21 protein-coding genes and 2 tRNA genes are annotated in these 25,214 nt (G+C 45.0%); 18 read left to right on the top strand and 5 right to left on the bottom strand.

Annotated elements, in window-relative coordinates:
- Positions 1-88: 88 nt before the first annotated feature.
- Positions 89-1,099 (bottom strand): porin, encoded by a 1,011-nt coding sequence (locus tag FKN16_RS17990; protein ID WP_012841444.1) that lies wholly within the window; start codon positions 1,097-1,099, stop codon positions 89-91.
- A gap of 545 nt (positions 1,100-1,644) precedes the next feature.
- Between FKN16_RS17990 and greA the strand changes: the two genes are divergently transcribed.
- On the top strand, positions 1,645-2,118 hold the full coding sequence (gene greA, locus FKN16_RS17985) for a transcription elongation factor GreA (RefSeq protein WP_005380065.1): 474 nt from the start codon (positions 1,645-1,647) through the stop codon (positions 2,116-2,118).
- A gap of 83 nt (positions 2,119-2,201) precedes the next feature.
- Here greA and yhbY read toward each other — a convergent pair whose 3' ends face one another.
- A complete protein-coding gene (gene yhbY, locus FKN16_RS17980; protein ID WP_005380066.1) occupies positions 2,202-2,498 on the bottom strand; it encodes a ribosome assembly RNA-binding protein YhbY in 297 nt (98 codons plus the stop codon).
- Between the two features lie 138 nt (positions 2,499-2,636).
- Between yhbY and rlmE the strand changes: the two genes are divergently transcribed.
- From rlmE to FKN16_RS17895, 17 genes are all read left to right on the top strand, one after another.
- The gene (rlmE, locus tag FKN16_RS17975; RefSeq protein WP_170903288.1) at positions 2,637-3,266 is read left to right on the top strand and encodes a 23S rRNA (uridine(2552)-2'-O)-methyltransferase RlmE; all 630 of its coding nucleotides are present in this window, start codon (positions 2,637-2,639) and stop codon (positions 3,264-3,266) included.
- A 108-nt stretch (positions 3,267-3,374) separates the two neighbouring features.
- The gene (gene ftsH, locus FKN16_RS17970) at positions 3,375-5,348 is read left to right on the top strand and encodes an ATP-dependent zinc metalloprotease FtsH (protein WP_085342669.1); all 1,974 of its coding nucleotides are present in this window, start codon (positions 3,375-3,377) and stop codon (positions 5,346-5,348) included.
- A gap of 52 nt (positions 5,349-5,400) precedes the next feature.
- Positions 5,401-6,231: a dihydropteroate synthase gene (gene folP, locus FKN16_RS17965; RefSeq protein ID WP_065645530.1), complete on the top strand. Its 831-nt coding sequence runs from the start codon at positions 5,401-5,403 to the stop codon at positions 6,229-6,231.
- Between the two features lie 19 nt (positions 6,232-6,250).
- The gene (gene glmM, locus FKN16_RS17960) at positions 6,251-7,591 is read left to right on the top strand and encodes a phosphoglucosamine mutase (protein ID WP_005394663.1); all 1,341 of its coding nucleotides are present in this window, start codon (positions 6,251-6,253) and stop codon (positions 7,589-7,591) included.
- A 221-nt stretch (positions 7,592-7,812) separates the two neighbouring features.
- Positions 7,813-8,151 (top strand): preprotein translocase subunit SecG, encoded by a 339-nt coding sequence (gene secG, locus FKN16_RS17955; RefSeq protein WP_065645529.1) that lies wholly within the window; start codon positions 7,813-7,815, stop codon positions 8,149-8,151.
- A gap of 16 nt (positions 8,152-8,167) precedes the next feature.
- Positions 8,168-8,251, top strand: a tRNA-Leu gene (locus FKN16_RS17950).
- A gap of 56 nt (positions 8,252-8,307) precedes the next feature.
- Positions 8,308-8,384: transfer RNA gene (locus tag FKN16_RS17945), tRNA-Met, on the top strand.
- Positions 8,385-8,609: 225 nt separating this feature from the next.
- Positions 8,610-9,065 (top strand): ribosome maturation factor RimP, encoded by a 456-nt coding sequence (gene rimP / locus FKN16_RS17940; RefSeq protein ID WP_005394659.1) that lies wholly within the window; start codon positions 8,610-8,612, stop codon positions 9,063-9,065.
- A 36-nt stretch (positions 9,066-9,101) separates the two neighbouring features.
- Positions 9,102-10,589, top strand: coding sequence for a transcription termination factor NusA (gene nusA / locus FKN16_RS17935; protein WP_005380084.1), 1,488 nt, complete (start codon positions 9,102-9,104; stop codon positions 10,587-10,589).
- 21 nt (positions 10,590-10,610) lie between these two features.
- Complete coding sequence (gene infB / locus FKN16_RS17930; protein WP_104970912.1) at positions 10,611-13,319, top strand: translation initiation factor IF-2; 2,709 nt, start codon at positions 10,611-10,613, stop codon at positions 13,317-13,319.
- A gap of 114 nt (positions 13,320-13,433) precedes the next feature.
- Positions 13,434-13,829 carry a 30S ribosome-binding factor RbfA gene (rbfA, locus tag FKN16_RS17925; protein WP_005380087.1) on the top strand — a complete coding sequence of 132 codons (396 nt, stop codon included), beginning with the start codon at positions 13,434-13,436 and terminating at the stop codon, positions 13,827-13,829.
- Positions 13,829-14,782 carry a tRNA pseudouridine(55) synthase TruB gene (truB, locus tag FKN16_RS17920; protein ID WP_170903286.1) on the top strand — a complete coding sequence of 318 codons (954 nt, stop codon included), beginning with the start codon at positions 13,829-13,831 and terminating at the stop codon, positions 14,780-14,782. Before rbfA ends, truB begins: the two co-directional genes overlap by 1 nt.
- Positions 14,783-14,923: 141 nt before the next feature.
- Positions 14,924-15,193 carry a 30S ribosomal protein S15 gene (gene rpsO, locus FKN16_RS17915; RefSeq protein WP_005380094.1) on the top strand — a complete coding sequence of 90 codons (270 nt, stop codon included), beginning with the start codon at positions 14,924-14,926 and terminating at the stop codon, positions 15,191-15,193.
- Positions 15,194-15,485: 292 nt separating this feature from the next.
- Positions 15,486-17,621: a polyribonucleotide nucleotidyltransferase gene (pnp, locus tag FKN16_RS17910; protein ID WP_005394655.1), complete on the top strand. Its 2,136-nt coding sequence runs from the start codon at positions 15,486-15,488 to the stop codon at positions 17,619-17,621.
- A gap of 179 nt (positions 17,622-17,800) precedes the next feature.
- Positions 17,801-18,721: a lipoprotein NlpI gene (gene nlpI / locus FKN16_RS17905; RefSeq protein WP_012841449.1), complete on the top strand. Its 921-nt coding sequence runs from the start codon at positions 17,801-17,803 to the stop codon at positions 18,719-18,721.
- A gap of 98 nt (positions 18,722-18,819) precedes the next feature.
- Positions 18,820-19,242 (top strand): MarR family transcriptional regulator, encoded by a 423-nt coding sequence (locus FKN16_RS17900; RefSeq protein ID WP_005394653.1) that lies wholly within the window; start codon positions 18,820-18,822, stop codon positions 19,240-19,242.
- A 124-nt stretch (positions 19,243-19,366) separates the two neighbouring features.
- Positions 19,367-20,713, top strand: a complete 1,347-nt coding sequence (locus FKN16_RS17895) for an MATE family efflux transporter (protein ID WP_161443023.1) — start codon at positions 19,367-19,369, stop codon at positions 20,711-20,713.
- A gap of 53 nt (positions 20,714-20,766) precedes the next feature.
- Here the strand turns inward: FKN16_RS17895 and FKN16_RS17890 are convergent, their stop codons facing one another.
- The 3 genes from FKN16_RS17890 to FKN16_RS17880 all read right to left on the bottom strand — a co-directional run bounded on the left by FKN16_RS17890 (position 20,767) and on the right by FKN16_RS17880 (position 24,852).
- Positions 20,767-21,645 carry a U32 family peptidase gene (locus tag FKN16_RS17890; RefSeq protein WP_053809267.1) on the bottom strand — a complete coding sequence of 293 codons (879 nt, stop codon included), beginning with the start codon at positions 21,643-21,645 and terminating at the stop codon, positions 20,767-20,769.
- A gap of 20 nt (positions 21,646-21,665) precedes the next feature.
- Positions 21,666-22,679, bottom strand: coding sequence for a peptidase U32 family protein (locus tag FKN16_RS17885; protein ID WP_048625944.1), 1,014 nt, complete (start codon positions 22,677-22,679; stop codon positions 21,666-21,668).
- Between the two features lie 133 nt (positions 22,680-22,812).
- Positions 22,813-24,852, bottom strand: coding sequence for a bifunctional diguanylate cyclase/phosphodiesterase (locus tag FKN16_RS17880; protein ID WP_005394646.1), 2,040 nt, complete (start codon positions 24,850-24,852; stop codon positions 22,813-22,815).
- Between the last annotated feature and the right edge of the window lie 362 nt (positions 24,853-25,214).

Genomic DNA, 25,214 nt, shown 5'->3' with positions numbered 1-25,214 from the left:
GACATGAGAGAAAGGCGCGCGGCTTAAAATGGAGTATAAAAAATGCCCGCTTGAAGCGGGCATTCGATATTCTAGTCAAAGACCGGAATTAGAAGTCGTAACGTAGACCTAGAGCTAGCTCGTCTTCAGCATCGATCTTGTTCGCAACTGTCTTACCGCTAGTTGAGCCGAACTTATCGCCAGCGTCAATTAGGTTGAAGTTGTAAGAAACGTAACCGCGGAAGTTAGGTTTGAAGTAGTAAGAAGCATCAACAGCGAAGTTGTTTGCAGAAGTTTCGTTGTCAGTTTCTGCATTGTTGTACGTTGTTGTGAATACTGTTTGACCTAGCGTGTAAGCACCCGCTAGTTCGTAACCAGTGTAATCAACAGTGTTGTTGAATGTGTCAGTCATTTTTTCGCCATCTGTGAAGATACCAGCGAAGTAAAGATCAGACATTGTGTAAGATGCAGCTAGCATGTACTCGTTTGCATCGTATTGGTCTGCGTAACCAGCACCAAGCTCAAGACCAGTGTCTGCTACAGCGTAGATAGCTGATAGAGAGTAGCCGTCTTGTTTGTTATCAGAGTATTCACCGTTTTGTTCTACACGGTCAGCGAAGCGGTAGCTTGCTTTAACACTTAGGTTTTCGAATTGACCTTTGTAAGCCATCATGTTGTCTGTACGGTCTGCTACAGCTAGTTTGTCTGCTGCAGAGTTACCGTGGTAAGCCATGATATCTGTGAAGTCAGTGATAACGCCTAGTGCACCTTCAGTTTTACCGTATGCGAACTCACCGTAAGCACCGCCAAGACCAGCGTAAGCAAGACGAGTTTCTAGATCGCTCTTGTCGTCGCCGTCTACAGTACCGTTTTGAGCAGTCTCAAATTCACCTTCCCAGAAACCAACACCGTATAGGTTGTCATTGATCTCTTGTTTACCAAGGAAGTTTAGACGGATGCGAGATTTGTCTTGAGCGTCGCCATCTTTCATAGATAGACGTGCTTCAGCACGGCCGCCCATTTCTAGAGAAGTGCCGTCTTGGTTGTAAAGTTCAGCTGCGTTTACGCCAGTTGCCATAGCTGCTGCAGATACAGAAAGAGCAATTAGAGTCTTTTTCATCTTATTTGTCCTAGTTAGCTGTCCATAATCATTGTTGTATGGGGGAGAGGTAATCTCTCACAAGTTGTTGGTCTATAATCGGCCAATGAGCGGTATAATTCGCCCTTGTAAGCCTTTGATCTAACAACTCGCTGGACATGTTTTACTGCTAAAGTTTCCGTATGAGTTAGTAAAATGATATAAATCGTATCTATGAACACTGTTCGATTGCTCTGGTTTTGGGTTTAACTCTTTGTTTTGAGTGAGATTTTTTGGCTATAACATTCGTCTGACATTGATTAGTTTTTATCTTTTTTGATGTTTTTTGTGTAATGAACAGTGTTGTTTTTCAACAAATTGCGACAGTGATGCACTCTAGAATCGTTCTAAAAGTGACTTATATCATTATGCCGAAAGGGCATAGTCTTACAGCCTTTCGAATTAAGATGATTTCGTCCGGGAGTTTGTTTACACTAAATGAAATACATCTTTAAGCGCACTACCCAGCCCTATGGCAGGGTGGGCTTTTTTTTGTCCAAAGACCCATTTGGGCTTGAGGTTATAAAATGGAAAAAGTTCCAATGACACTACGTGGCGAGCAAAAGCTACGTGCAGAACTCGATCGTCTACTTAAACTACGTCCTCAAATTTCAGAGGCAATCGCTGAAGCTCGTGAGTTAGGTGATTTAAAAGAGAACGCAGAATATCACGCCGCTCGAGAAGAGCAGGGTATCTGTGAAGCACAAATCCGTGACATTGAATACAAACTGTCAGTTGCTCAAGTAATTGATGTAACGAAGATGGAGAACACGGGTAAAGTTATTTTTGGTTCAACCGTAACCTTGATTGACATCGACACCGAAGAAGAAAAAACATACCAAATTGTTGGTGATGACGAAGCAGACATTAAAGCTGGCCGTATTTCAGTAAGCTCACCAATTGCTCGTGGCTTGATCGGTAAGATGGAAGGCGATGAGGTTGCTATTCAAACTCCGGGTGGCGCGAAAGACTTCGAAATCGACCGAGTAGAGTACATCTAAGTCGTTGAGAGTAGTCTGTTACTCCAATAAAACGCAAAAAGGTCGCCAATGGCGACCTTTTTTCTTCAGCAACGTAAGTAGAATTACTTACGAGGGATTTCGATTTTACGCTCTTCAGACTGGCGGTACAGCACAAGCACTTTACCAATAGTCTGAACTTTTTCTGCGCCCGTCTCACGTACGATAGCGTCGATGATTAGCTGTTTTGTTTCACGATCTTCTGAAGCAACTTTTACTTTGATCAGTTCGTGATGGTTAAGAGCGATTTCAATTTCTGCTAGCACGGCTTCTGTAAGTCCATTTGCGCCCATTAGCACGACAGGTTTTAAACTGTGAGCTAGGCCTTTAAGGTGCTGCTTTTGTTTGGTGCTTAGGTTCATTACGCGGCCAATTTTCTTTAAAATAAGGGTTGAAAAAAGCTATTTTAACGCCATCTATTGCTGAAGACTATAATTTATTGAGTAATAGGTAGCGCCTATTAAAACAATAGCTCCAATTTGCGCCTTGTTGGGATTAAAATGAGTAAACAAAAACATTCGGCTAGTTCTGGTCGTTGGTTGAAAGAACACTTTGATGATAAATACGCGAATGAGGCTCGTAAAAAAGGCTATCGCTCACGTGCTTATTTCAAGATCGATGAGATTCAAACGAAAGATAAATTGTTAAAGCCTGGGATGACAGTCGTCGATTTGGGTGCGGCACCGGGCGGGTGGTCTCAATATGCTGCTAAGATAGTAGGAGACAGTGGTCAGATCATTGCGTGTGATTTGCTTCCTATGGACCCGATTGCGGGTGTCAGCTTTTTACAAGGCGACTTTCGCGATGATGCTGTATTGGAAGCTTTGCTAGAAAGAATCCAACCTTCAATGGTAGACGTAGTAATGTCTGACATGGCACCTAATATTGCGGGAAATAACTCTGTTGACCAACCTCGTGCTATGTATTTAGTTGAATTGGCTTTAGATATGTGTCGACAAGTTCTAGCGCCTAATGGTAGCTTTGTCGTAAAGGTTTTCCAGGGGGAAGACTTCGATCAGTATGTGAAAGAAGTCCGAGACATGTTTAAAGCCGTAAAAATTAGAAAACCAGACTCATCGCGAGCTCGCTCTCGAGAAGTCTTTGTTGTAGCCACTGGTTACAAAGGTTAACCATTTTGCTCTCTTGAGAGCGTGTTAACACTATAGCTACAGTGAATGAACTGTAGTACCCTACCTTTAATTACAATTAGTTATCGAGAGGCTTACACCTTGAGTGACATGGCAAAAAATTTAATTCTGTGGCTTGTTATCGCCGTCGTATTGATGTCGGTATTCCAGAGCTTTGGCCCTGGAGAAAGCAATGGCAGAACCGTGGATTACACCACGTTTGTACAGGAAGTTGGCCAAGGCCAGATTCAAGAAGCAACTTTTAAAGACGGTGAAATTAGCTTTGTTCGTCGTGGCGGCGGTGCCAAAATGGTCACTTACATGCCAGTGTATGACCAAAAGCTTCTAGATGACCTAATTAACCAAAACGTGAAAGTACAGGGCACGCCTCCAGAAGAGCAGAGCTTGCTTGGTACTATTTTCATTTCTTGGTTCCCAATGATCTTACTGATTGGTGTATGGATTTTCTTCATGCGTCAAATGCAAGGCGGCGGCGGTAAAGGCGCTATGTCTTTTGGTAAGAGCAAAGCTCGAATGATGAGCGAAGAACAAATCAAGACAACTTTTGCTGACGTCGCTGGTTGTGACGAAGCAAAAGAAGACGTGAAAGAGCTGGTGGACTACTTGCGTGATCCAAGCCGCTTCCAAAAACTGGGCGGTAAGATTCCTACTGGTGTGTTAATGGTTGGTCCTCCTGGTACTGGTAAAACGCTTCTAGCGAAAGCCATTGCTGGTGAAGCAAAAGTACCGTTTTTTACCATCTCGGGTTCAGATTTCGTAGAAATGTTTGTGGGTGTCGGTGCATCTCGTGTACGTGACATGTTCGAACAAGCTAAGAAAGCAGCGCCTTGTATTATCTTCATCGATGAAATCGATGCGGTAGGTCGTCAGCGTGGTGCTGGTGTTGGTGGTGGTCACGATGAACGTGAGCAAACACTAAACCAAATGCTAGTAGAGATGGATGGTTTCGAAGGTAACGAAGGTATCATCGTAATCGCTGCAACTAACCGTCCAGACGTTCTTGACCCAGCGTTGCTACGTCCTGGTCGTTTTGACCGCCAAGTAGTGGTTGGATTGCCAGATGTACGTGGTCGTGAGCAGATTCTAAAAGTACACATGCGTAAAGTCCCTCTAGCAGGTGACGTAGAGCCTTCTCTAATCGCTCGTGGTACACCAGGCTTCTCTGGTGCTGATTTAGCAAACCTAGTCAACGAAGCGGCGCTATTTGCTGCGCGTGGTAACAAGCGTAACGTTTCTATGGTTGAATTCGAATTAGCGAAAGACAAAATCATGATGGGTGCCGAGCGCCGTTCAATGGTGATGTCTGAAGAGACAAAAGAGTCAACGGCTTATCACGAAGCAGGTCACGCAATTGTTGGTCGTTTAGTACCTGAGCACGATCCAGTGTACAAAGTGTCGATCATTCCACGCGGTCGCGCGTTGGGTGTGACTATGTACCTACCGGAGCAAGACCGTGTCAGCATGTCTCGCCAGCATCTAGAGTCTATGATCTCTAGCTTGTACGGTGGTCGTCTAGCGGAAGAACTCATCTACGGTGCTGATAAAGTCTCAACAGGCGCGTCAAACGATATTGAACGTGCAACTGATATTGCTCGTAAGATGGTTACTCAATGGGGTTTCTCTGAAAAGCTTGGTCCTCTACTGTATGCAGAAGATGAAGGCGAAGTGTTCTTAGGACGTAGTGTAACTCAGACTAAGCATGTATCTGACGATACGGCGAAGTTGATTGATGATGAAGTTCGTCAGATCATTGACCGCAACTATGACCGTGCGAAGAAGATTCTTCAAGAAAACATGGATATCATGCATGCGATGAAAGATGCGCTGATGAAGTATGAAACCATTGATGCTCGTCAAATTGATGATTTAATGGAGCGCAAAGCTGAAATTCGTGAGCCTGCGGGTTGGAGTGATAACTCAACTAGCAAACCTGAAGACAGCGAGAAGCCTCAAGCAAAGCCAGAAGTTAAAGAAGAAGCAACGGACGCTGCGAAAGATGCAGAAAAGTCTAGCTCTTCAGAAGCGACTTCTAGCGAAGCGCCTGAAAAGAAAGACTCTGAATAAAGAGTGTTGATAATAATAAACCCCGAGTTATCTCGGGGTTTTTGTGTTTATGATGATGATTACAGCAAATAACAAATCTTTAGATCTTTCCCGTCCACATGTTATGGCCATTCTAAATGTGACTCCGGATTCCTTTTCGGATGGTGGTAAATACAACTCGATTGAACTCGCCCTTGCTCAAGTTGATAAAATGATAAAGGCTGGTGTAAGCATTGTTGATGTTGGTGGGGAGTCGACAAGGCCTGGCGCGCCAGATGTGTCTTTAGAAGAAGAACTTCGACGTGTTGTCCCAGTAATCAAGGCCATTCGTGAAAAGTACGATGTGTGGATTTCGGTCGATACCAGTAAAGCGGAAGTTATGCGTCAAGCTATTGATGCTGGTGCAGATTTGATCAATGACATTCGATCTTTGCAAGAACCTGGTGCTCTCGAAGTCGCAGCAGAAGCAAAGCTTCCAATTTGTCTGATGCATATGAAAGGTCAACCTAGAACCATGCAAGTTGCACCTCATTATGATGATTTGATGAGCGACGTATCTGCCTTTCTAGAAGAACGTATCGCGGCATGTGAAGCAGCAGGGATTGATAAATCTCAACTGATTCTCGATCCTGGGTTTGGCTTTGGCAAAACGATAGAACACAATTATCATATGCTCGCTCATCTTGAAAAGTTTCATGAATTCGGCCTGCCAATTTTGGCTGGCATGTCTCGTAAGTCAATGATTTTTAAGTTGTTGGATAAGCCAGCGGCTGAATGTACAAATGCGAGTGTCGTTTGCGCTACGATTGCAGCAATGAAAGGCGCGCAGATCATTCGTGTGCATGACTTTGAAGAGACAATCGAAGCAATGAAAGTTGTTGAGATGACGAAAAACAATATTTAAAAATAATAAAGGAAAGTTTATGTCGAATAAAAGACGTTACTTTGGTACTGACGGTGTGCGCGGTAAAGTAGGACAATACCCAATCACTCCGGACTTCGTACTTAAGCTTGGCTGGGCTGCTGGTCGTGTACTAGCAAAACAAGGCACAAAGAAAGTTATTATAGGTAAAGATACGCGTATCTCCGGTTATATGCTTGAATCTGCATTAGAAGCAGGCCTTGCTGCAGCGGGACTTAAAGCAACATTTACTGGTCCAATGCCAACCCCAGCAGTGGCATATTTAACTCAAACTTTCCGCGCAGAGGCGGGGATTGTGATTTCTGCATCGCATAACCCATATTACGACAACGGCATTAAATTCTTTTCTTCTGAAGGTACTAAGCTACCTGACGATATCGAGTTGGCGATTGAAGCTGAGCTGGATAAAGACATTGAATGTGTTGAGTCTGCAGAACTTGGTAAAGCCACTCGTCTAAATGACGCTGCAGGCCGTTACATCGAATTCTGTAAGAGTACTTTCCCATCTGAATTGAGTCTTGCAAACTTTAAAATCGTGGTAGATTGTGCGCACGGTGCAACGTACCACATTGCTCCAAATGTCTTCAAAGAGCTTGGCGCAGAAGTTATTGCAATGGGCGTAGAGCCTAACGGCATCAACATTAATGAAGAAGTGGGCGCAACAGATGTTCGTGCGCTTCAAAAGCGTGTCGTTGAAGAGCAAGCGCACCTTGGTTTAGCATTTGATGGTGATGGTGACCGTATCATTATGGTCGATCACCTTGGCAACAAAGTCGATGGCGACCAAATTGCTTACATTATTGCTCGTGATGCTCTTCGTCGTGGCGAGCTAAAGGGTGGTGTAGTTGGTACGTTGATGACTAACTTGGGCATGGAAAATGGCTTAAAGCAGCTAGGCATTCCATTCGTACGTGCCGCTGTTGGTGACCGTTATGTCATGGAACAACTGCTAGAAAAAGGCTGGAAAATTGGTGCTGAAAACTCAGGCCATGTGATCTTATTAGATAAAGTCACCACGGGCGATGCGATTGTTGCAGCACTGCAAGTACTTGCTTCTGTAGTTGGCAGTGATATGTCTTTGCATGAGCTATCGCAAGGCATGACGTTGTATCCTCAGGTTCTAGAAAATGTCCGCTTTGCAGGGGAAAGTAATCCTCTTGAAGCTCAAGCAGTACTAAACGCCGTCGCCGAAGTAGAAGCTACGCTGGGTGATAAAGGACGTGTATTGCTGCGTAAATCTGGCACAGAGCCTTTGATTCGCGTTATGGTGGAAGGTGAGGATGGCGAGCTAGTTCAAAGCTCTGCATTGAAAATTGCCGAAGCTGTAAAAGCAAGTTGTTAATCATTGCGTTAAAGTGTGCGGTGAATGAAAAGGGCATCTTTTGCCCTTTTTTTGAGCGCTTAGCGCATTGGCATTGATTTTTTACTAATTTTCCCTTGTCAGCGTTACCGGCTTTCGCTAGTATTGCTCCGCCTCCCGTTAGGAGGTCGCTAGCCTTGTTCAATTATGATTTATTCTCTTGAGCGGCGCTGGCTCAACAATTTGGAACATAGGTGGAAAAAATGTTTTCAGTTCTACTTGTGATTTACCTGTTGGCAGCGCTTGGTGTGATTGGCCTTGTGTTGATTCAACAAGGTAAAGGCGCAGATATGGGAGCCTCGTTCGGTGCTGGTGCTTCAAACACAGTGTTTGGTGCTGGCGGCTCAGGTAATTTCTTAACCCGAACAACTGCTATTTTAGCAACCGTATTCTTTATCGTTAGCTTGTTGCTTGGTCGTATGTCTACGCACAAGATTGAATCACAATGGGTAGACCCAACATTAGGTCAACCAGTTGTTGAACAAGTTAATGATGCAGCGAGTGAAGTTCCAGCCCCTGCGGGTGATGAAATTCCTCAATAAGCTGTAAGGTTTTGATGCCGAGATGGTGAAATTGGTAGACACGCTAGCATGAGGTGCTAGTGCCTTAGGTGTGAGGGTTCGAGTCCCTCTCTCGGCACCATGTATTTACAAACTTGTAAATCACTTGTTTGCGAGTATAATGCTCAGCAAGTCGGACGCGGGGTGGAGCAGCTTGGTAGCTCGTCGGGCTCATAACCCGAAGGTCGTCGGTTCAAATCCGGCCCCCGCAACCAATCTCTTTCTTTAAGAAGAAATCGTAGATTGGCAAGTTTGCGTAGTGCTAACCACACTACGAGTTAAGAGAAGCATTTGTTGGCTATTCTTAACGTATCAGGGTCCAGCAGCATAAAACCCCGACTATCGGGGTTTTTTGTTATCTGAGCTTTTTGAAATAGCTCAGAGACTGCTTGGTTTTTTGATTGGGCTCTGAGCCCTTTTTTTGTTTCTGGAGTGGTTAAATGACTGGTTTAGAAAGACAACTTACTGAAATGCTTGAAGCACCAGTAGAGGCATCAGGCTATGAGTTGGTTGGATTAGAATTCATTCGTGCAGGCGCGCACTCAACGTTACGCATCTACATTGACCATGAAAATGGTATTAACGTGGACGACTGTGCAGAAGTTAGCCACCAAGTTAGTGCGGTTTTAGACGTTGAAGATCCAATTTCTGTTGCTTACAGCCTAGAAGTGTCTTCTCCAGGTTTAGAAAGACCACTTTTTAAAGCAGCACATTACGAGCAATTTATTGGTCACGAGGTCAGCATCGTATTGAAAATGGCTGTAGCAAACCGTCGTAAGTGGAAAGGTATTATCCACGGCGTTGATGGCGAAACAGTGACAATTACTGTAGACGGTCAGCAAGAAGAGTTTGCTCTAAGTAACATTTCCAAAGCTAACCTGATCCCTAAATTTTAGTTCCCTAAAAAAGTTTAAGCTTAGAGGCTAAATACAATGAGTAAAGAAATTTTAGCGGTAGCAGAAGCGGTATCGAACGAAAAAGCGGTACCTCGTGAGCGTATCTTTGAGGCTCTTGAGATTGCTCTAGCAACTTCTACAAAGAAAAAATACGAAATCGAAATCGACGTACGTGTTGCCATTGACCGTAAAACTGGTGAGTTTGTGACTTACCGTCGTTGGTTAGTTGTTGATGATGTTGAGAACCCTACAAAAGAGATCTCACTAGAAGCAGCACAGTACGAAGATGACTCAATCGAGCTTGGCGACTACGTAGAAGACGAAATCGAATCAGTAACGTTTGACCGTATTACGACTCAAACGGCTAAGCAAGTTATCGTACAAAAAGTTCGTGAAGCTGAACGTGCACAAATCGTTGAGCAGTTCATCGACAATGAAGGTGATCTAATCACTGGCGTTGTGAAAAAAGTAAACCGCGACACAATCGTACTTGACCTTGGTAACAACGCTGAAGCGGTAATCCTACGTGATGACCAACTTCCTCGTGAAAACTTCCGTCCAGGCGACCGCGTTCGTGGTCTTCTTTACAAAGTCGCGCCAGAAGCACGTGGTTTCCAACTGTTCATCACTCGTTCTAAGCCTGAAATGCTGGCAGAACTATTCCGTGTTGAAGTGCCTGAAATCGCTGAAGATATTATCGAGTTGAAAGGCGCGGCACGTGATCCTGGTTCTCGCGCTAAGATCGCTGTCAAAACAAATGACAAACGTATCGACCCTGTAGGTGCGTGTGTTGGTATGCGTGGTGCACGTGTACAAGCTGTTTCTGGCGAACTTGGTGGTGAGCGTATCGATATTGTGCTTTGGGATGATAACCCAGCTCAATTCGTTATCAACGCAATGGCGCCAGCTGATGTTGCTTCTATCATCGTTGATGAGGATGCACACTCAATGGACATCGCAGTTGAAGCTGACAACCTAGCGCAAGCTATCGGTCGTAACGGTCAAAACGTGCGTCTAGCATCTCAACTAACAGGTTGGGAACTGAATGTTATGACAGTTGCTGATCTTCAGAAGAAACACGCTGAAGAATCACAAGCATCTATTGAAAACTTCATGAAGTACCTAGATATTGAAGAAGACTTCGCTCAACTTCTTGTTGAAGAAGGTTTCTCAACGCTAGAAGAAATCGCATACGTGCCAGTTAACGAGCTACTAGAAATCGATGGTTTGAATGAAGAACTAATCGAAGAGCTTCGTGGACGTGCAAAAGATGCACTAACGACGATCGCACTAGCACAAGAAGAGTCTTTTGAAGGTCTAGAACCAGCTGAAGATCTGCTTGCACTTGAAGGTCTTGAGCGTGAGATGGCATTTAAATTGGCAGCGAAAGGTGTAGCGACACTGGAAGATCTTGCTGACCAAGGTATTGACGATTTAGAAGGTATCGAAGGCCTGACCGAAGAACGTGCAGGTGAGCTAATTATGGCCGCACGTAACATCTGTTGGTTCGGCGAAGAAGCATAATTTCGGCAAGGAGGAAGCGGCATGACACAATTAACAGTTAAAGCACTGAGTGATGAGATTGGTACGCCAGTCGACCGCTTGATTGAACAACTTGCTGACGCTGGCATTAAAAAGGCGAGCTCTGACAATGTTACTGATGAAGAGAAGCAGAAGCTTCTCTCTCATTTAAAGAAAGAACACGGTGATAAATCAGGTGATTCAGAGCCGACTCGCCTTACGCTTCAGCGTAAAACTCGTAGTACACTTAGTGTGAACGCGGGTGGTGGCAAGAGTAAGAATGTTCAGGTTGAGGTGCGCAAAAAACGTACATACGTGAAGCGCAGCACAATTGAAGATGAAGCGAAACGTGAAGCTGAAGAAGCAGCACAACGTGAAGCAGAAGAAGCAGCAAAACGTGCAGCAGAAGAAGCTGCAAAACGTGAAGCTGAAGAAGCTGCAAAACGTGAAGCTGAAGAAGCTGCAAAACGTGAAGCGGAAGAAAAAGCGAAACGTGAAGCTGAAGAAAAAGCGAAGCGAGACGTAGATACGAATGCACAACGCAATGCTGAAGAAAAAGCAAAGCGTGATGCTGAAGAGAAAATTAAGCAAGAAGCAGCGCGAAAAGAGGCCGACGAGCTTAAACGTCGTCAGGAAGAAGAAGCTAAGCGTAAGGCTGAAGAGGAAAGTCAGCGCAAGCTTGAAGAAGCTCGCGAATTGGCTGAAAAGAATAAAGAGCGTTGGTCTGCTGCAGAAGAGAAAAAGGGTGATATGGAAGATACAGATTACCATGTAACGACTTCACAATACGCACGTGAAGCCGAAGATGAAGCAGATCGCAAAGTAGAGAGCGGTCGTCGTAAGAAGAAAAAAGCTTCAGGTAAAGACGACCAAGCTCGCGGTGGCCGTAACAACCAACGTGGCGGTAGAGGTCGTAAAGGCAAACTTGCTAAACCGACTTCAATGCAGCATGGCTTTGATAAGTCAGCAACGGTTGCTAAGCAAGACGTTGTAATTGGCGAAACGATCGTTCTATCAGAACTTGCTAACAAGATGTCGGTTAAAGCGACAGAAGTTATCAAAGTAATGATGAAGATGGGCGCTATGGCGACTATCAACCAAGTGATCGACCAAGAAACAGCACAACTTGTTGCTGAAGAAATGGGCCATAAAGTAGTTCTTCGTAAAGAGAACGAACTGGAAGAAGCGGTACTATCTGACCGTGACACTAACGCGGAAGCAGTTCCACGTGCTCCAGTTGTTACTATCATGGGTCACGTTGACCACGGTAAAACGTCAACACTTGACTACATCCGTCGCACACACGTTGCTTCTGGCGAAGCGGGTGGTATTACTCAGCACATTGGTGCGTACCACGTTGAAACAGACAACGGCATGATCACGTTCCTTGATACTCCTGGACACGCAGCGTTTACTGCAATGCGTGCTCGTGGTGCTCAAGCGACAGATATCGTTGTTCTTGTAGTTGCAGCAGACGATGGCGTAATGCCACAAACAGTAGAAGCGATTCAGCACGCGAAAGCGGCAGGCGTTCCTCTAATTGTTGCTGTGAACAAGATCGATAAAGAAGGCGCGAACCCAGATAACGTTAAGAACGAGCTTGCTCAATACGACGTTATTCCTGAGGAGTGGGGCGGTGAGAACATCTTTGTTCACATCTCTGCTAAACAGGGTACAAACATCGATGGTCTTCTAGAAGCAATCCTTCTTCAATCTGAAGTTCTAGAACTTACAGCAGTGAAAGAAGGCATGGCGTCTGGTGTTGTTGTTGAATCTCGTCTAGATAAAGGTCGTGGTCCAGTTGCAACAGTACTTGTTCAATCAGGTACGCTAAACAAGGGCGATATTGTTCTTTGTGGTCAAGAGTACGGCCGTGTTCGTGCAATGCGTGATGAGCTAGGCAAAGAAATTACTTCGGCTGGCCCATCTATCCCTGTAGAGATCCTAGGTCTTTCAGGTGTACCATCTTCAGGTGATGAAGCAACAGTAGTTCGTGACGAGCGTAAAGCGCGTGAAGTAGCTAACTACCGTGCTGGTAAGTTCCGTGAAGTGAAACTTGCTCGTCAGCAGAAATCTAAACTAGAGAACATGTTCTCTAACATGACTGCTGGTGAAGTTGCTGAACTTAACGTTGTACTTAAAGCAGACGTTCAAGGTTCTGTAGAAGCAATCGCAGACTCACTAGTTAAGCTATCTACTGACGAAGTTAAAGTGAACATCGTTGGTTCTGGTGTTGGTGGTATTACGGAAACTGACGTAGTACTAGCGGAAGCTTCAAACGCAATCATCCTTGGCTTTAACGTTCGTGCAGATGCTTCTGCTCGCCGTGCTGTTGAAGCCGCAGCTGTTGACTTACGTTACTACTCAATCATTTACCAATTGATTGACGAAGTGAAACAAGCAATGGGCGGTATGCTTGCTCCAGAATTCAAGCAAGAGATCATTGGTCTTGCTGAAGTTCGTGACGTGTTTAAGTCACCGAAACTGGGCGCTATCGCTGGTTGTATGGTTACAGAAGGTGTGATCAAGCGTAACAACCCAATCCGTGTACTGCGTGATAACGTTGTTATTTACGAAGGTGAACTAGAGTCACTACGTCGTTTCAAAGATGACGTTCAAGAAGTTAAGAATGGCTACGAATGTGGTATCGGCGTTAAGAACTACAATGATGTTCGCGTTGGTGACCAAATCGAAGTCTTCGAAATCGTTGAAATTAAACGTACTCTAGACTAATTGACTAAAATTACTAATATTGTCTTTGAAAGATAAGTAGTAATTGGTTGTTGAATACACCATGGGGGGCTGGCTTTGACCAACCCCCCATTCTTTCTATATAAGAGTAAAGATATGTCAAAAGAATTTAGCCGCACGCAGCGCGTTGCACAGCAGCTGCAAAAAGAACTAGCGATGATCCTTCAACGTGAAGTTCGTGATTCTCGCCTTGGCATGGTGACGATCTCAGACGTAGAAGTTTCTCGTGACCTTGCTTACGCAAAAGTATTTGTAACCTTCCTATGTGTGGGTGAGCAAACACCAGAATCATGTCTAGCTGCACTACGCGAGCACGAAGTGCACATTCGCATGATGTTAGGTAAGCGCATTCGCCTACGTCTAACGCCAGAAATCCGCTTCCACTATGACAATACGCTTGTTGAAGGTATGCGTATGTCTAACCTAGTGTCTGAAGTCGTTAGTTCAGACAAACAAAAGCAAAAAGATTCTGGTCGTGAGGACGAAGAATAATGGCTCGTCGTCGTAAAGGTCGTCCAATTAATGGCGTTATACTGTTGGACAAACCAACAGGTATCTCTTCCAATGATGCACTGCAAAAAGTAAAGCGAATCTACTTTGCTGAGAAAGCAGGCCACACTGGAGCCTTGGACCCATTAGCGACAGGCATGCTGCCAATTTGCTTGGGTGAAGCGACAAAATTTTCTCAGTTTCTTCTAGATTCTGATAAACGCTACCGCGTGATCGCAAAGCTGGGTGAACGTACCAATACGTCTGACTCGGATGGTGAAGTTGTAGAGACGCGTCCAATCGATGTTACGTTAGACAAGCTAGAAGCGTGCATCGATAAGTTCCGTGGTGAATCTGATCAAGTGCCTTCCATGTTCTCTGCGTTGAAGTATCAAGGTAAACCCTTGTATGAATACGCTCGTAAAGGCATCGAAGTTCCGCGTGAATCTCGTAAGATCACGGTATATGAGATTGTTCTTCACCGTTTTGAAGGCGATGAAGTCGAGATGGAAGTGCATTGCTCAAAAGGCACCTACATTCGTACCATCGTGGATGACCTAGGCGAAATGTTAGGTTGTGGTGCGCACGTAACTATGCTTCGACGCACTGGTGTTGCGAAATACCCTTACGAGAAGATGGTGACACTTGAGCAACTGAATGAGTTACTAGAGCAAGCACACCGTGAAGAACGCGCTCCTCGAGAACTACTGGACCCATTGCTGTTACCAATGGATACTGCGGTAGAAGACTTACCAGAAGTCAACTTAGTGCCTGAACTGGCGGATATGGTTCAGCATGGGCAACCTGTTCAAGTATTTGGTGCGCTTACCGAAGGCTCACTTCGCCTTACCATGGGTGAAGAGCGTTTGTTTATTGGCGTTGGCGAAATGAACGAAGATGGCAAAATCGCTCCTAAGCGATTGGTTGTGTTCCGAGATGACGTCGCATCCAAGTAAATGATTGAAAATACCGACCTGAGTGTCGGTATTTTTATATTGCACGAGATAGGAAATTTCCCTATAATCCGCGCTTCGCGTAGCGGCTGAATCAGAGATTGGCTGCTACAACTTTAAACCTACTCTTATTAGGAGAGAATTATGTCTCTGAATGCAGAAACTAAAGCAGCAATCGTTGCAGAATACGCACAAGGCGAAGGCGACACTGGTTCACCAGAAGTTCAAGTAGCTCTACTTACAGCTTCTATCAACCACCTACAAGGTCACTTCAAAGCGCACAAAGGCGATCACCACAGCCGTCGTGGTCTTCTACGCATGGTTTCTCGTCGTCGTAAGCTTCTAGATTACCTAAAAGGTAAAAACCTAGCTCGCTACCAAGACCTAATCAAACGTCTAGGCCTACGTCGCTAATCAGCGACTGCATAGCAGTTTGTCTAAAAAGGGGCTTTATGCCCCTTTTTTGTTGCCTAAATTTAGCCAAATTAGACTTATGCCGTTATAATACTGGCGGCTAAACCTCGTAAGAGGTTTTCTCAAAAGCTCATAGCATTACAGTCAACCACGTCGACCAAAAGGTCGCGACTATTCAAAAGGAATTTCCGAGTTTCTTTTTACTAGTCGCGATTCGTAATGTCTTGAGTGTCAATTAACACATCTAAGATTTCTTTTAGCACTAAAGGAAGATTAGAAACAAGGAATAACAATGTTCGAAAAACCAGTTGTTAAAACGTTCCAGTACGGTAACCACACAGTTACTTTAGAAACTGGCGTTATTGCACGTCAAGCTACAGCAGCAGTTATGGTCACAATGGATGATACGTCTGTATTTGTATCTGTTGTAGGTAAAAAAGAAGCCGTTGCAGGTCAAGACTTCTTCCCACTAACGGTTAACTACCAAGAGCGTACTTACGCTGCAGGTAAAATCCCAGGCGGTTTCTTCAAGCGTGAAGGTCGTCCTTCTGAAGGCGAAACGCTAACAGCTCGTCTAATCGACCGTCCAATCCGTCCGCTATTCCCAGACGCGTTTAAAAACGAAGTTCAGGTTATCGCGACAGTAATGTCTGTAAACCCAGATGTTCAGCCAGATATCGTTACAATGATCGGTACTTCTGCTGCTCTTGCTATCTCTGGCATTCCATTCAACGGCCCTATCGGTGCGGCGCGTGTCGGTCATATCGATGGTCAGCTTGTACTTAACCCTAGCCAAACTGAACTAGAAACTTCTAAGCTTGATCTTGTTGTTGCTGGTACAGAATCAGCCGTACTGATGGTTGAATCAGAAGCGGACAACCTAACTGAAGAAGAAATGCTAGCAGCGGTTGTTTACGGTCATGATCAACAACAAGTTGCTATCAAAGCTATCAACGAATTCAAAGCAGAAGTGGCAACTCCTGCTTGGGATTGGGTTGCTCCTGAAGAAAACACAGCGCTTAAAGATAAGATTGCTGAGCTAGCAGAAGCGAAGCTTGTTGAGGCTTACAAAATCACTGAGAAGATGGCTCGTTACGACCGTATCAATGAGATCGCTGCGGAAGTAAATGAAGTTCTTCTTGCTGAAGATCCTGAAGCGGATACAAAAGAAATCCACACTATCTTCCATGATCTAGAGAAAACAGTTGTACGTCGTAGCATTATCGCGGGTAACCCTCGCATTGATGGCCGTGAAAAAGACATGGTTCGTGCACTAGATGTACGCACTGGTGTTCTTCCTCGCACACACGGTAGCGCACTATTCACTCGTGGTGAAACTCAGGCTATCGTGACGGCAACTCTAGGTACTCAGCGTGATGCTCAAATCATTGATGAGCTAACAGGCGAGCGTAAAGATCACTTCCTACTACACTACAACTTCCCTCCATACTGTGTAGGTGAGACTGGTTTTGTAGGTTCTCCTAAGCGTCGTGAAATCGGCCACGGTAAACTGGCTAAACGTGGTATCGCAGCAGTAATGCCATCAGTAGATGAGTTCCCATACACAGTACGTGTTGTATCGGAAATCACTGAATCTAACGGTTCATCTTCAATGGCTTCTGTATGTGGTACGTCTCTTGCGCTTATGGACGCAGGTGTGCCAATCAAGTCTTCTGTTGCGGGTATCGCAATGGGCCTTGTTAAAGAAGGCGACGACTTCGTTGTTCTTTCTGACATCCTTGGTGACGAAGACCATCTAGGTGATATGGACTTTAAAGTAGCAGGTACTAACACTGGTATCACTGCTCTTCAAATGGACATCAAGATCGAAGGCATCACTAAAGAAATCATGCAAATTGCGCTTAACCAAGCTCAAGGCGCACGTAAGCACATCCTATCTGTAATGGATGAAGCAATCTCTGGTGCCCGTGAAGACATCTCTGAATTTGCTCCTCGTATTCACACGATGAAGATTAGCGCAGAGAAGATCAAAGACGTTATCGGTAAAGGTGGTGCAGTTATCCGTGCTCTAACTGAAGAGACTGGTACAACTATCGAAATCGAAGACGACGGTACTATCAAGATTGCTGCAACTGAAGGCACTGCTGCGAAAGAAGCTATCCGCCGTATCGAAGAGATCACTGCTGAAGTTGAAGTTGGCCGTATCTACACGGGTAAAGTTGCACGTCTAGCTGACTTCGGTGCATTCGTAACGGTTCTTCCAGGCAAAGATGGTCTGGTACACATTTCTCAAATCGCAGAAAAACGTGTTGAGAAAGTGTCTGACTACCTAGCTGAAGGCCAAGAAGTTCAAGTTAAAGTTCTTGAAATCGACCGCCAAGGCCGTGTACGTCTAAGCATGAAAGAAGCGGTAGAAAAGCCAGCTGAAGAAGCTGCTGCTGAAGCACCAGCTGCGAAAGACGAGTAAGACAAAGTGAGACTTTCAGCCTTTTATTAGATTAAGGGCCTGAAAGCATGTTATAAAAGGGGAGCATTTTCGCTCCCCTTTTTTTGGTTTATTTCGACGCATTAACCTCAAACAAGGTTATCGCCTATATTGCATTAAGAGAAATAAATTTTGAGCGGTCCAAACAGGAGTATCAATTAGTGAAATGGTTTCAAACCGCAAGTTTATGTGTTGCTATCGCGCTGACCGGTTGTGCAAATACTTCTCAGCAATCAGCACAAAAGTGGCTATATCCACCGATGGCGGTGCCACTTCAGCCTAGCGTTCAACAAGAAGTACAAATCGCGCGTTTATCGCAGTTGCTACAACGTCCTGATCTCAGTGATGAAGTACGCGCTAAAATGCATTATGAGCGCGGTAGCTACTACGATAGCGTTGGTTTGCGTGATCTTGCCCGTTTGGACTTTAACCAGTCTTTGCAGTTGAATCCTGCTCAACCGGATATCTTCAATCTTTTGGGGGTGTATTTCACCCAAGTAGGGGAGTTTGACGCGGCTTATGAAGCGTTTGATTCGACCATAGAGTTGGCTCCGGATAATACCTATGCTGAGCGCAACCGTGCGATTGCGCTGTATTACGGTGGCCGAATCGATCTCGCTTTAGAAGATATGACCAAGCACTATCAAGAAATGCCAACGGATCCTTTTCGTTCATTATGGCTGTACATCATCGAAGCTGAGCAAAATCCAGAGCAAGCAAAAGCCAATCTTCAACAGCGTTATTTACGAGATCGTAGTGAAGAGTGGGGATGGGTTCTTGTTGCTATCATGCTACGAGACGTCTCGGACGAAGACGCTCTTAAAGCAATTATGGATGGAACGAGAGAGAACTATCGCCTAGCTGAACGATTGACGGAAACGTATTTCTACCTTGGAAAGCGTAATCAGCTTGAAGGTGATATCGCAAGTGCCATCTCACTTTATAAGCTCGCGATTTCGTTCAACGTTTACGATTATGTTGAGCATCGCTATTCTTTCTTGGAATTGGCGCAAATCTACGATCAATTACAGCAAGACAGATTAGCCAAGCTAAAGGCCGCTAAGAAGCAGGAAATTGAATGATTTAGAGCCGCTCGATGAGAGCGGCTTTTTTATGATTGAACTTGATGAGTGACTCATTTAAAATAGTTAGCCTTGCTAACTAAGTGGTGGTGGATTTTATGGCACTAGAAGAAAGCTTGATTGATTTAGAGCGTTTTTGCGCCAAAGCTTGGCGTGTTTATGCCAAAGAAGATCCGTTATCACATCTAAGCTTTAATGAGTTCGATTATTTACGTGTGATTCAGGTTTACCCTGAGGGTGTACGAATAACCGATCTTGCAGAAGAGTTGCAAGTGACTAAGCCTTCCGCATCGACAATGGTTGTTCGTTTGGAAAAAAAGGGTTTGGTGAAACGCATCGCATGTAATGAGGATGCCCGTGCTAAGCGTGTATTGCTGACAGAAGAAGTCGCAGAAAAAATGTCTTTGGAGCAGGTGGTTTACAAAGATATCTCTGAACAAATGATGCAACAATTAAATCAGCAAGAAGCTGAGCAGTTACAAGCTTTACTGAATAAAGCATTGAGCAATAAGTCATTTTAAATTAAACCAAAGGCCTCCGCTGTACGCATTAGCCTTTGGTGTTTCATTTTTCTTTTATTTAATTCAACCATTTAGTTAGTCTTGCTAATTAAATGGTTAGCTTTGCTAACTACTGGTGGCAGTCATGCAAAACTCAATTTATAGACAGTTTTGGAAATATACGATTCCAACCGTCGCAGCAATGCTCGTGAACGGTTTATATCAAATAGTTGATGGCATTTTTATTGGCCGTTATGTTGGTGCTGACGGATTAGCAGGGATCAATGTTGCGTGGCCGATCATCGGTTCTATCCTCGGTATAGGGATGATGATTGGGGTGGGGACTGGTGCGCTAACGTCGATTAAGCAAGGAGAAAACGATCATGAGGGCGCGAAGCGTATTTTAACGACCGGATTGGGGTTGTTAGCGATATTGATGCCGGTCGTTGCTACCATATTGTTCTATTTTTCCGATGAATTTATTCGTTGGCAGGGGGCGGAAGGGCGAGTGTTTGAACTCGCGCTGCAATATCTGCATATTCTGATTGTCGCGTGCGTATTTACGCTAGGCTCTATCGCGGTTCCATTTCTTTTACGCAATGACGACAGCCCGAACTTAGCAACGATGCTGATGGTCATCGGTGCCGTCATTAATATTGTATTAGATTACGTATTTATTGCTTGGTTGGGGTGGGAGTTAACCGGAGCGGCCATTGCTACAGCGCTGGCACAATTGGTGGTAACCGTGCTTGGTATTGGTTACTTCTTTACTTCAAAAGCGACCTTACGCCTTCGAATCAGTGACTTTAAGGTTCAAGTTGATGTTGCACCAAAGATTATAATGATCGGTACATCTAGCTTCTTTATGTACGCGTACGGCTCTGTGATGGTGGCAATGCACAACGCATTATTTGCTCAGTACGGAAGTGCAATGTTAATAGGGGCGTATGCCATTTTGGGATATATCGTGACGGTTTACTATCTGATTGCAGAGGGAATCGCGAACGGTATGCAACCTCTAGTGAGTTTCAATCACGGGGCGCGCAACCAGGCGAACGTCAGAAAATTACTGCAAGTCGCAATGGGGACATCTGTGCTTGGTGGTGTAGCGTTTGTGGGTTTGATGAACCTTTTCCCGTACGAGTTGGTCTCGGTGTTTAACAATGCTGATCAACAGTTGATTGATAGCACGGTGATCGGGATTCGTTTACACATGTTTGCGTTGTTCCTAGATGGCTTTTTAGTCGTGGCGGCTGCGTACTACCAATCGGTAAACAAAGGCAGCAAAGCCATGTTTGTGACACTAGGCAACATGTTGGTTCAACTGCCGTTTTTGTTCGTTATGCCGAAACTGTTTGGCGTGACAGGCATTTGGCTGGCTTTCCCATTGTCCAATATTGCGCTGAGTTTAGTTGTGGTCAGTATGTTGTGGCGGGACGTGAAAAAGCTGCTAAACGAAACTTCGGCTGAGCCAACAGTGCAAGCCTGTTAACAATGGCTGATAGAGAAAAGCGAGGTTGGGCCTCGCTTTTCTTTTTTGGAGAGCTAAATGTTTTTTACTTCTAAGCCAGCTAGCTGATGCCAATAGCCATTGCATTGGCGGCTTTCAAGTTTTTCAGGGTTGTCGCCGTGCTCGTTTGAGCGAAAATGCTCTAACTCAGAAAGTGTACTCACACCGAGAGGGCTTAAGCGGACCACATCAACCAGCCCTTGCATGCTTGGTAAGTCATTGATCAGGTTATAACAATACCCTGATTGCGTTTGAATGCCGTTAAGGTTGAAGACTTCTTGCCCTTCTTGGCTGCTGACCTGGATACCCGTAGGGTATTTGATACAGCAGGTTTCGCAATCGTCTTTCGCTCGGTTTTCAGCTCGGGCTGTGAAACAGCGAGCGGAATACGCTAAAGGTAAATAACCGTGGCTAAATACCTCAACTTCAAACTTGTTACGAATACCCAGCTCGTCACACTGAACTAAAGTATCGTTTAACCATTCGCGAGAGAGCTCGACAGGCATGCACCAACGCATCATACCTTGCTTCAAAAATAAGTTGAGCGTGTGTGCGTTATAAGTATTGATTGCAGGACCAACGACGAAAGGCACTTTATGCTCTGATGCTAATTGAACCGCCGATACGTCATTAGCCTCAATGGCGAAGTCACCGTTATTGATGTACTTCTTCATGATGTTTACTTCACTCGGTGCTTCCAGTAGCGCCATCGTAGAGATAACGACTTGCTTGCCAGAGGCAGATAAGTCTTTAGCGATTTCCAACCAGTGGGCTGATTTCATTTCTCTGCGTTTAGAGCAAACCGATTCACCCAGGTAAATAATGTCTGCAGAGCTTTGTTTTGCTTGTTGGTAGAAGGCTTCTACATCTTGTTTTGGCCAAAAATAGAGTAGTGGGCCAAGTGCGTATTTCATTGAGTTATCCATCTTAACCTCTACTGCCATTTACGGTGGTAAGCACCTAGGGTGGTTTGCGTTCCTTCCGACACATTTGCGAGCGTCGCATCCCATGCGGCTTCAACTTGGTAAGCTTCTGGGTTGGCTTGGTAGCGATCAATCGCGGCTCGCCATGTTCGAGTGACTTGCTCTACGTAAGCTGGGCTGCGTTGGCGCCCTTCAATTTTTACAGACGCGACATTAGCGGCAAATAGTTCTGGCAGCATCGAAAGGGTGTTCAAACTGGTTGGCTCTTCCAGAGCATGATAGCGTTTTTTCTCACCATCAATTTCTGTTTCAAAACGACCTTTACAGAGCGTAGGGTAGCCTGCGTTTTCTCCTGCGCAGTAGCGGTCAATTAGGATGTTGTTCAGACGAGACTCAAGACCTTGTTCAGTTTCTTGCCAACGAACGTATTTGGCAGGAGAACAGGCACCCACAGTGTTTGGGGACTCACCCGTCATGTATGATGACAAATAACAACGGCCTTCGGACATAATACAAAGGCTACCAAAAGCAAAGACTTCGAGCTCGACATCGCTAGTGATGTTGCGCGAAAGCTGCTTCACCTGATGAATCGATAAGACGCGAGGCAGCACCACACGTTTTACGTTGAAGTTCTGTTTATAAAAATCAATGGCTGCGATGTTGGTCGCTGATGCTTGCACTGAAAGATGTAGTTCCAGATCGGGATATTTGCGAGCTGCATACTCCAGCACTGCAATGTCTGCAACAATCAGCGCGTCCACACCCAATGCCGCTGCATTGTCTACCGCGTTCGTCCAGCGCTCAAAGCCATTGGGATGAGCGAAGGTATTCAACGCGACATGAATTTTTTTGTCGCGGTCGTGAACGTATTGCACCGCTTTTTCTAACTTTTTGCCGTTAAAGTTGAGGCCAGCAAAGTGACGGGCGTTGGTATCATCTTTGAAGCCAATGTAGACGGCATCGGCACCGCAATCAATCGCAGTTTTTAACGCAGGCAGGTTACCCGCGGGACACAAGAGTTCCATATGCTCACAATCATTGAGAATAAAAAGGTGTCCGCATTTTATGAAGAATTATGAATAGCGAAATTGACCTAAGTTAGGTTTAGCTCAATAAAGTCGATATTTACCCCTTGAGAGTAAGGATATCGAGTCGGGGTTAGTTCTTGTGACGACGATTCTGTACAAACAGCTCTTCAATTTCATGTTTTGGCTGTGGGCGATAAAAATGGAATCCTTGAATCGCATTACATTGAAGGTTAGAGAGCAAAGTAGCTTGCTGGTGGGTTTCCACCCCCTCGGCAACGACCGTCAAGTCGAGTGACTTACCCAGATTAATGATGTTTTCAATCACAGTGACCTGTTTGGGTAGCGTGTCGATATCGTTAATAAACGCGCGGTCGATTTTTAGCTCGTCGATAGGGAAGCGCGCTAAGTAGGAAAGGGAAGAGTAACCGGTACCAAAGTCATCGATAGAGAGGGCGAAGCCCAGTTTCTTAATCGCATTCAGCATTTGCAGTGTATGTTCGCTATCACTCATCACGGCACTTTCGGTTAGCTCGAAGGTAATGCAGCTTGGATCAAGCTCGGTAGTGCGAAGCAACTTTTCCATAAAGTCGATCAGCTGTGGATTACCAAATTGCTCGGGAGAGAGGTTGATAGCGACACGACCTGGCAGTATGCCTTGTTGTTTCCAACGTTTTACCGTATTGAAAACATCACGCATCACGACGCGTCCAAGGTGTTCGATTAACCCTGCACGCTCGGCGACAGGAATGAATGAACCTGGGCTAATGTAACCTTCGACAGGGTGTTTCCAACGAACGAGCGCTTCGGCACCGTTAATGCTGAAGTCACGCGCGTTAACCTTTGGTTGATACCACACCTCCAAACCGTTCTGCTGCAATGCTTTTTGCAGTTCGATTTCAAGCCACAAACGCATGCGCGCTTCTTTGTTCATCTGGTCGTTAAATTTGATCAGGCGATTTCGGCCACGATCTTTGGCTTCATACATCGCAGTATCGGCATTTTGTAGCAGGATTCGCGCATCTTGCCCGTCTTCAGGGTAACGAACGCTACCAATTGAGCACGCAAGGCGTTTGCTGAAGTGGTGTAAATCGAAAGGCTGGTTGATCAACGAGATAATGCGATCTGACAAAATTTCAGCCATGCGGGTATTTTCTGGTTCTGGCAGAATGACGCCAAACTCATCGCCACCCAAATGACCAATAATCGCTTGATTTGGCAGTAATCGTTTAAGACGGGCCGATACCTCTTGAATCACTTTATCGCCAATGTGGTGACCAAGTGAGTCATTAATATTTTTGAAGTTATCGATATCCAAATAGAACACCAGAAGCGGTGTTTGCTTTTTGATCAGCTGTTCCAAACGTTTGGTGAAGCCAAAGCGGTTGTAGAGTTTGGTGAGCGAATCAATGTGTATGTCTTCATTCGATGCAGAAGACAAATTCTTGGGTGTATCGTCAGCGTCTTGGATCAAGATGATTTGAGACTCGCTGCCTAATATCGCCGTAGAATCTGCGTGTAACTGAACTTTTCGTTCAAAGCCACATCTCGCGCTGGTTAAGCAAACAAACGGCTTGTCAGAAATTAATGCACTCAAACGATGACTAAACACTTTCTTGCTGTTTTCATCGATGAATAGACGGCTGAGCTCCTCGCCTAGCAACTCATGGGGAGAGTTCAGTCCCAGAAGGCGTGCTGATGCAGGGTTGGCAGAGATGATAATGTCATCTTCGATAAGCAGCAGACCGTCAGGCAGTAGTTGTGTCAATTTAGCAAATTTACTTTCGGACTCCTCTAAGGAGCGTACGAGGATCTGCTTTTCTGAAGTATCCACAGCGTGAAAAACGACAAAGCGAATTTCGTTACCTTCAAAAACCGGTGACAGACTAAAGTGCAGGCTGGTTTCAAGGTCGGTTTCATCGAGGGTGATTTCGGCTTCGACATGCGTTCCTTTGAATGCACGCTGATAGTAGGGCGCCAGCTTTTTATAAAACTGCTCACCCAGTACCTGGCAATCGTTTAAGCCGATGATTTCCTCATGACTTAAACCTGCGATATCGCAGTAACGGTCACTTACCATTCGATAATTGTGTTTTTTATCAAGAATGGCAAAGAAGAAAGGGCTATTTGAGGTTAGCGTGGCAAACCAATGTTTTAATTGCTGGGAAGGCATTAGGGTATTACCGATCTCCAATGAGCCAGATTATTCGTCCGTGTATAAAAAGCGACACCCTGATAAGCCTGCGGCGGTCTACTATCAAGTCACAGTATCGCTTGCCATTAAAGGGCTCGCGGTTTTAACTTTACAGTCGACAATCACATGGATACGCTCAGATAACTATAACTTTGAAAATACGGTTGTAAAAGTGTTTATCCACCTGTTCGCATCAATAATACACGTAACTTCAAAAAAAGAAGCGTTAGTGAACAATAATCCACCAATCTAAAATAAGCACTTTATTGATACATAACAGTAATCTCATTGCCACGATTGCTTAATATAGGCAACCTAATGACAAAGTAACGGATAATGAA

The sequence above is a fragment of the Vibrio sp. 11-4(1) genome (genome assembly GCF_013048625.1).
Taxonomy (GTDB): domain Bacteria; phylum Pseudomonadota; class Gammaproteobacteria; order Enterobacterales; family Vibrionaceae; genus Vibrio; species Vibrio diabolicus.
Note: the sequence above shows the minus strand (reverse complement) of the source record. Positions and strands in the feature narration are given on the sequence as shown.

Coding starts and splice junctions, on each gene's coding strand:
- FKN16_RS17990 (WP_012841444.1), bottom strand. CDS start 1,099: ATGAAAAAGACTCTAATTGCTCTTTCTGTATCTGCAGCAGCTATGGCA.
- greA (WP_005380065.1), top strand. CDS start 1,645: ATGGAAAAAGTTCCAATGACACTACGTGGCGAGCAAAAGCTACGTGCA.
- yhbY (WP_005380066.1), bottom strand. CDS start 2,498: ATGAACCTAAGCACCAAACAAAAGCAGCACCTTAAAGGCCTAGCTCAC.
- rlmE (WP_170903288.1), top strand. CDS start 2,637: ATGAGTAAACAAAAACATTCGGCTAGTTCTGGTCGTTGGTTGAAAGAA.
- ftsH (WP_085342669.1), top strand. CDS start 3,375: ATGGCAAAAAATTTAATTCTGTGGCTTGTTATCGCCGTCGTATTGATG.
- folP (WP_065645530.1), top strand. CDS start 5,401: ATGATGATTACAGCAAATAACAAATCTTTAGATCTTTCCCGTCCACAT.
- glmM (WP_005394663.1), top strand. CDS start 6,251: ATGTCGAATAAAAGACGTTACTTTGGTACTGACGGTGTGCGCGGTAAA.
- secG (WP_065645529.1), top strand. CDS start 7,813: ATGTTTTCAGTTCTACTTGTGATTTACCTGTTGGCAGCGCTTGGTGTG.
- rimP (WP_005394659.1), top strand. CDS start 8,610: ATGACTGGTTTAGAAAGACAACTTACTGAAATGCTTGAAGCACCAGTA.
- nusA (WP_005380084.1), top strand. CDS start 9,102: ATGAGTAAAGAAATTTTAGCGGTAGCAGAAGCGGTATCGAACGAAAAA.
- infB (WP_104970912.1), top strand. CDS start 10,611: ATGACACAATTAACAGTTAAAGCACTGAGTGATGAGATTGGTACGCCA.
- rbfA (WP_005380087.1), top strand. CDS start 13,434: ATGTCAAAAGAATTTAGCCGCACGCAGCGCGTTGCACAGCAGCTGCAA.
- truB (WP_170903286.1), top strand. CDS start 13,829: ATGGCTCGTCGTCGTAAAGGTCGTCCAATTAATGGCGTTATACTGTTG.
- rpsO (WP_005380094.1), top strand. CDS start 14,924: ATGTCTCTGAATGCAGAAACTAAAGCAGCAATCGTTGCAGAATACGCA.
- pnp (WP_005394655.1), top strand. CDS start 15,486: ATGTTCGAAAAACCAGTTGTTAAAACGTTCCAGTACGGTAACCACACA.
- FKN16_RS17900 (WP_005394653.1), top strand. CDS start 18,820: ATGGCACTAGAAGAAAGCTTGATTGATTTAGAGCGTTTTTGCGCCAAA.
- FKN16_RS17895 (WP_161443023.1), top strand. CDS start 19,367: ATGCAAAACTCAATTTATAGACAGTTTTGGAAATATACGATTCCAACC.
- FKN16_RS17890 (WP_053809267.1), bottom strand. CDS start 21,645: ATGAAATACGCACTTGGCCCACTACTCTATTTTTGGCCAAAACAAGAT.
- FKN16_RS17885 (WP_048625944.1), bottom strand. CDS start 22,679: ATGGAACTCTTGTGTCCCGCGGGTAACCTGCCTGCGTTAAAAACTGCG.
- FKN16_RS17880 (WP_005394646.1), bottom strand. CDS start 24,852: ATGCCTTCCCAGCAATTAAAACATTGGTTTGCCACGCTAACCTCAAAT.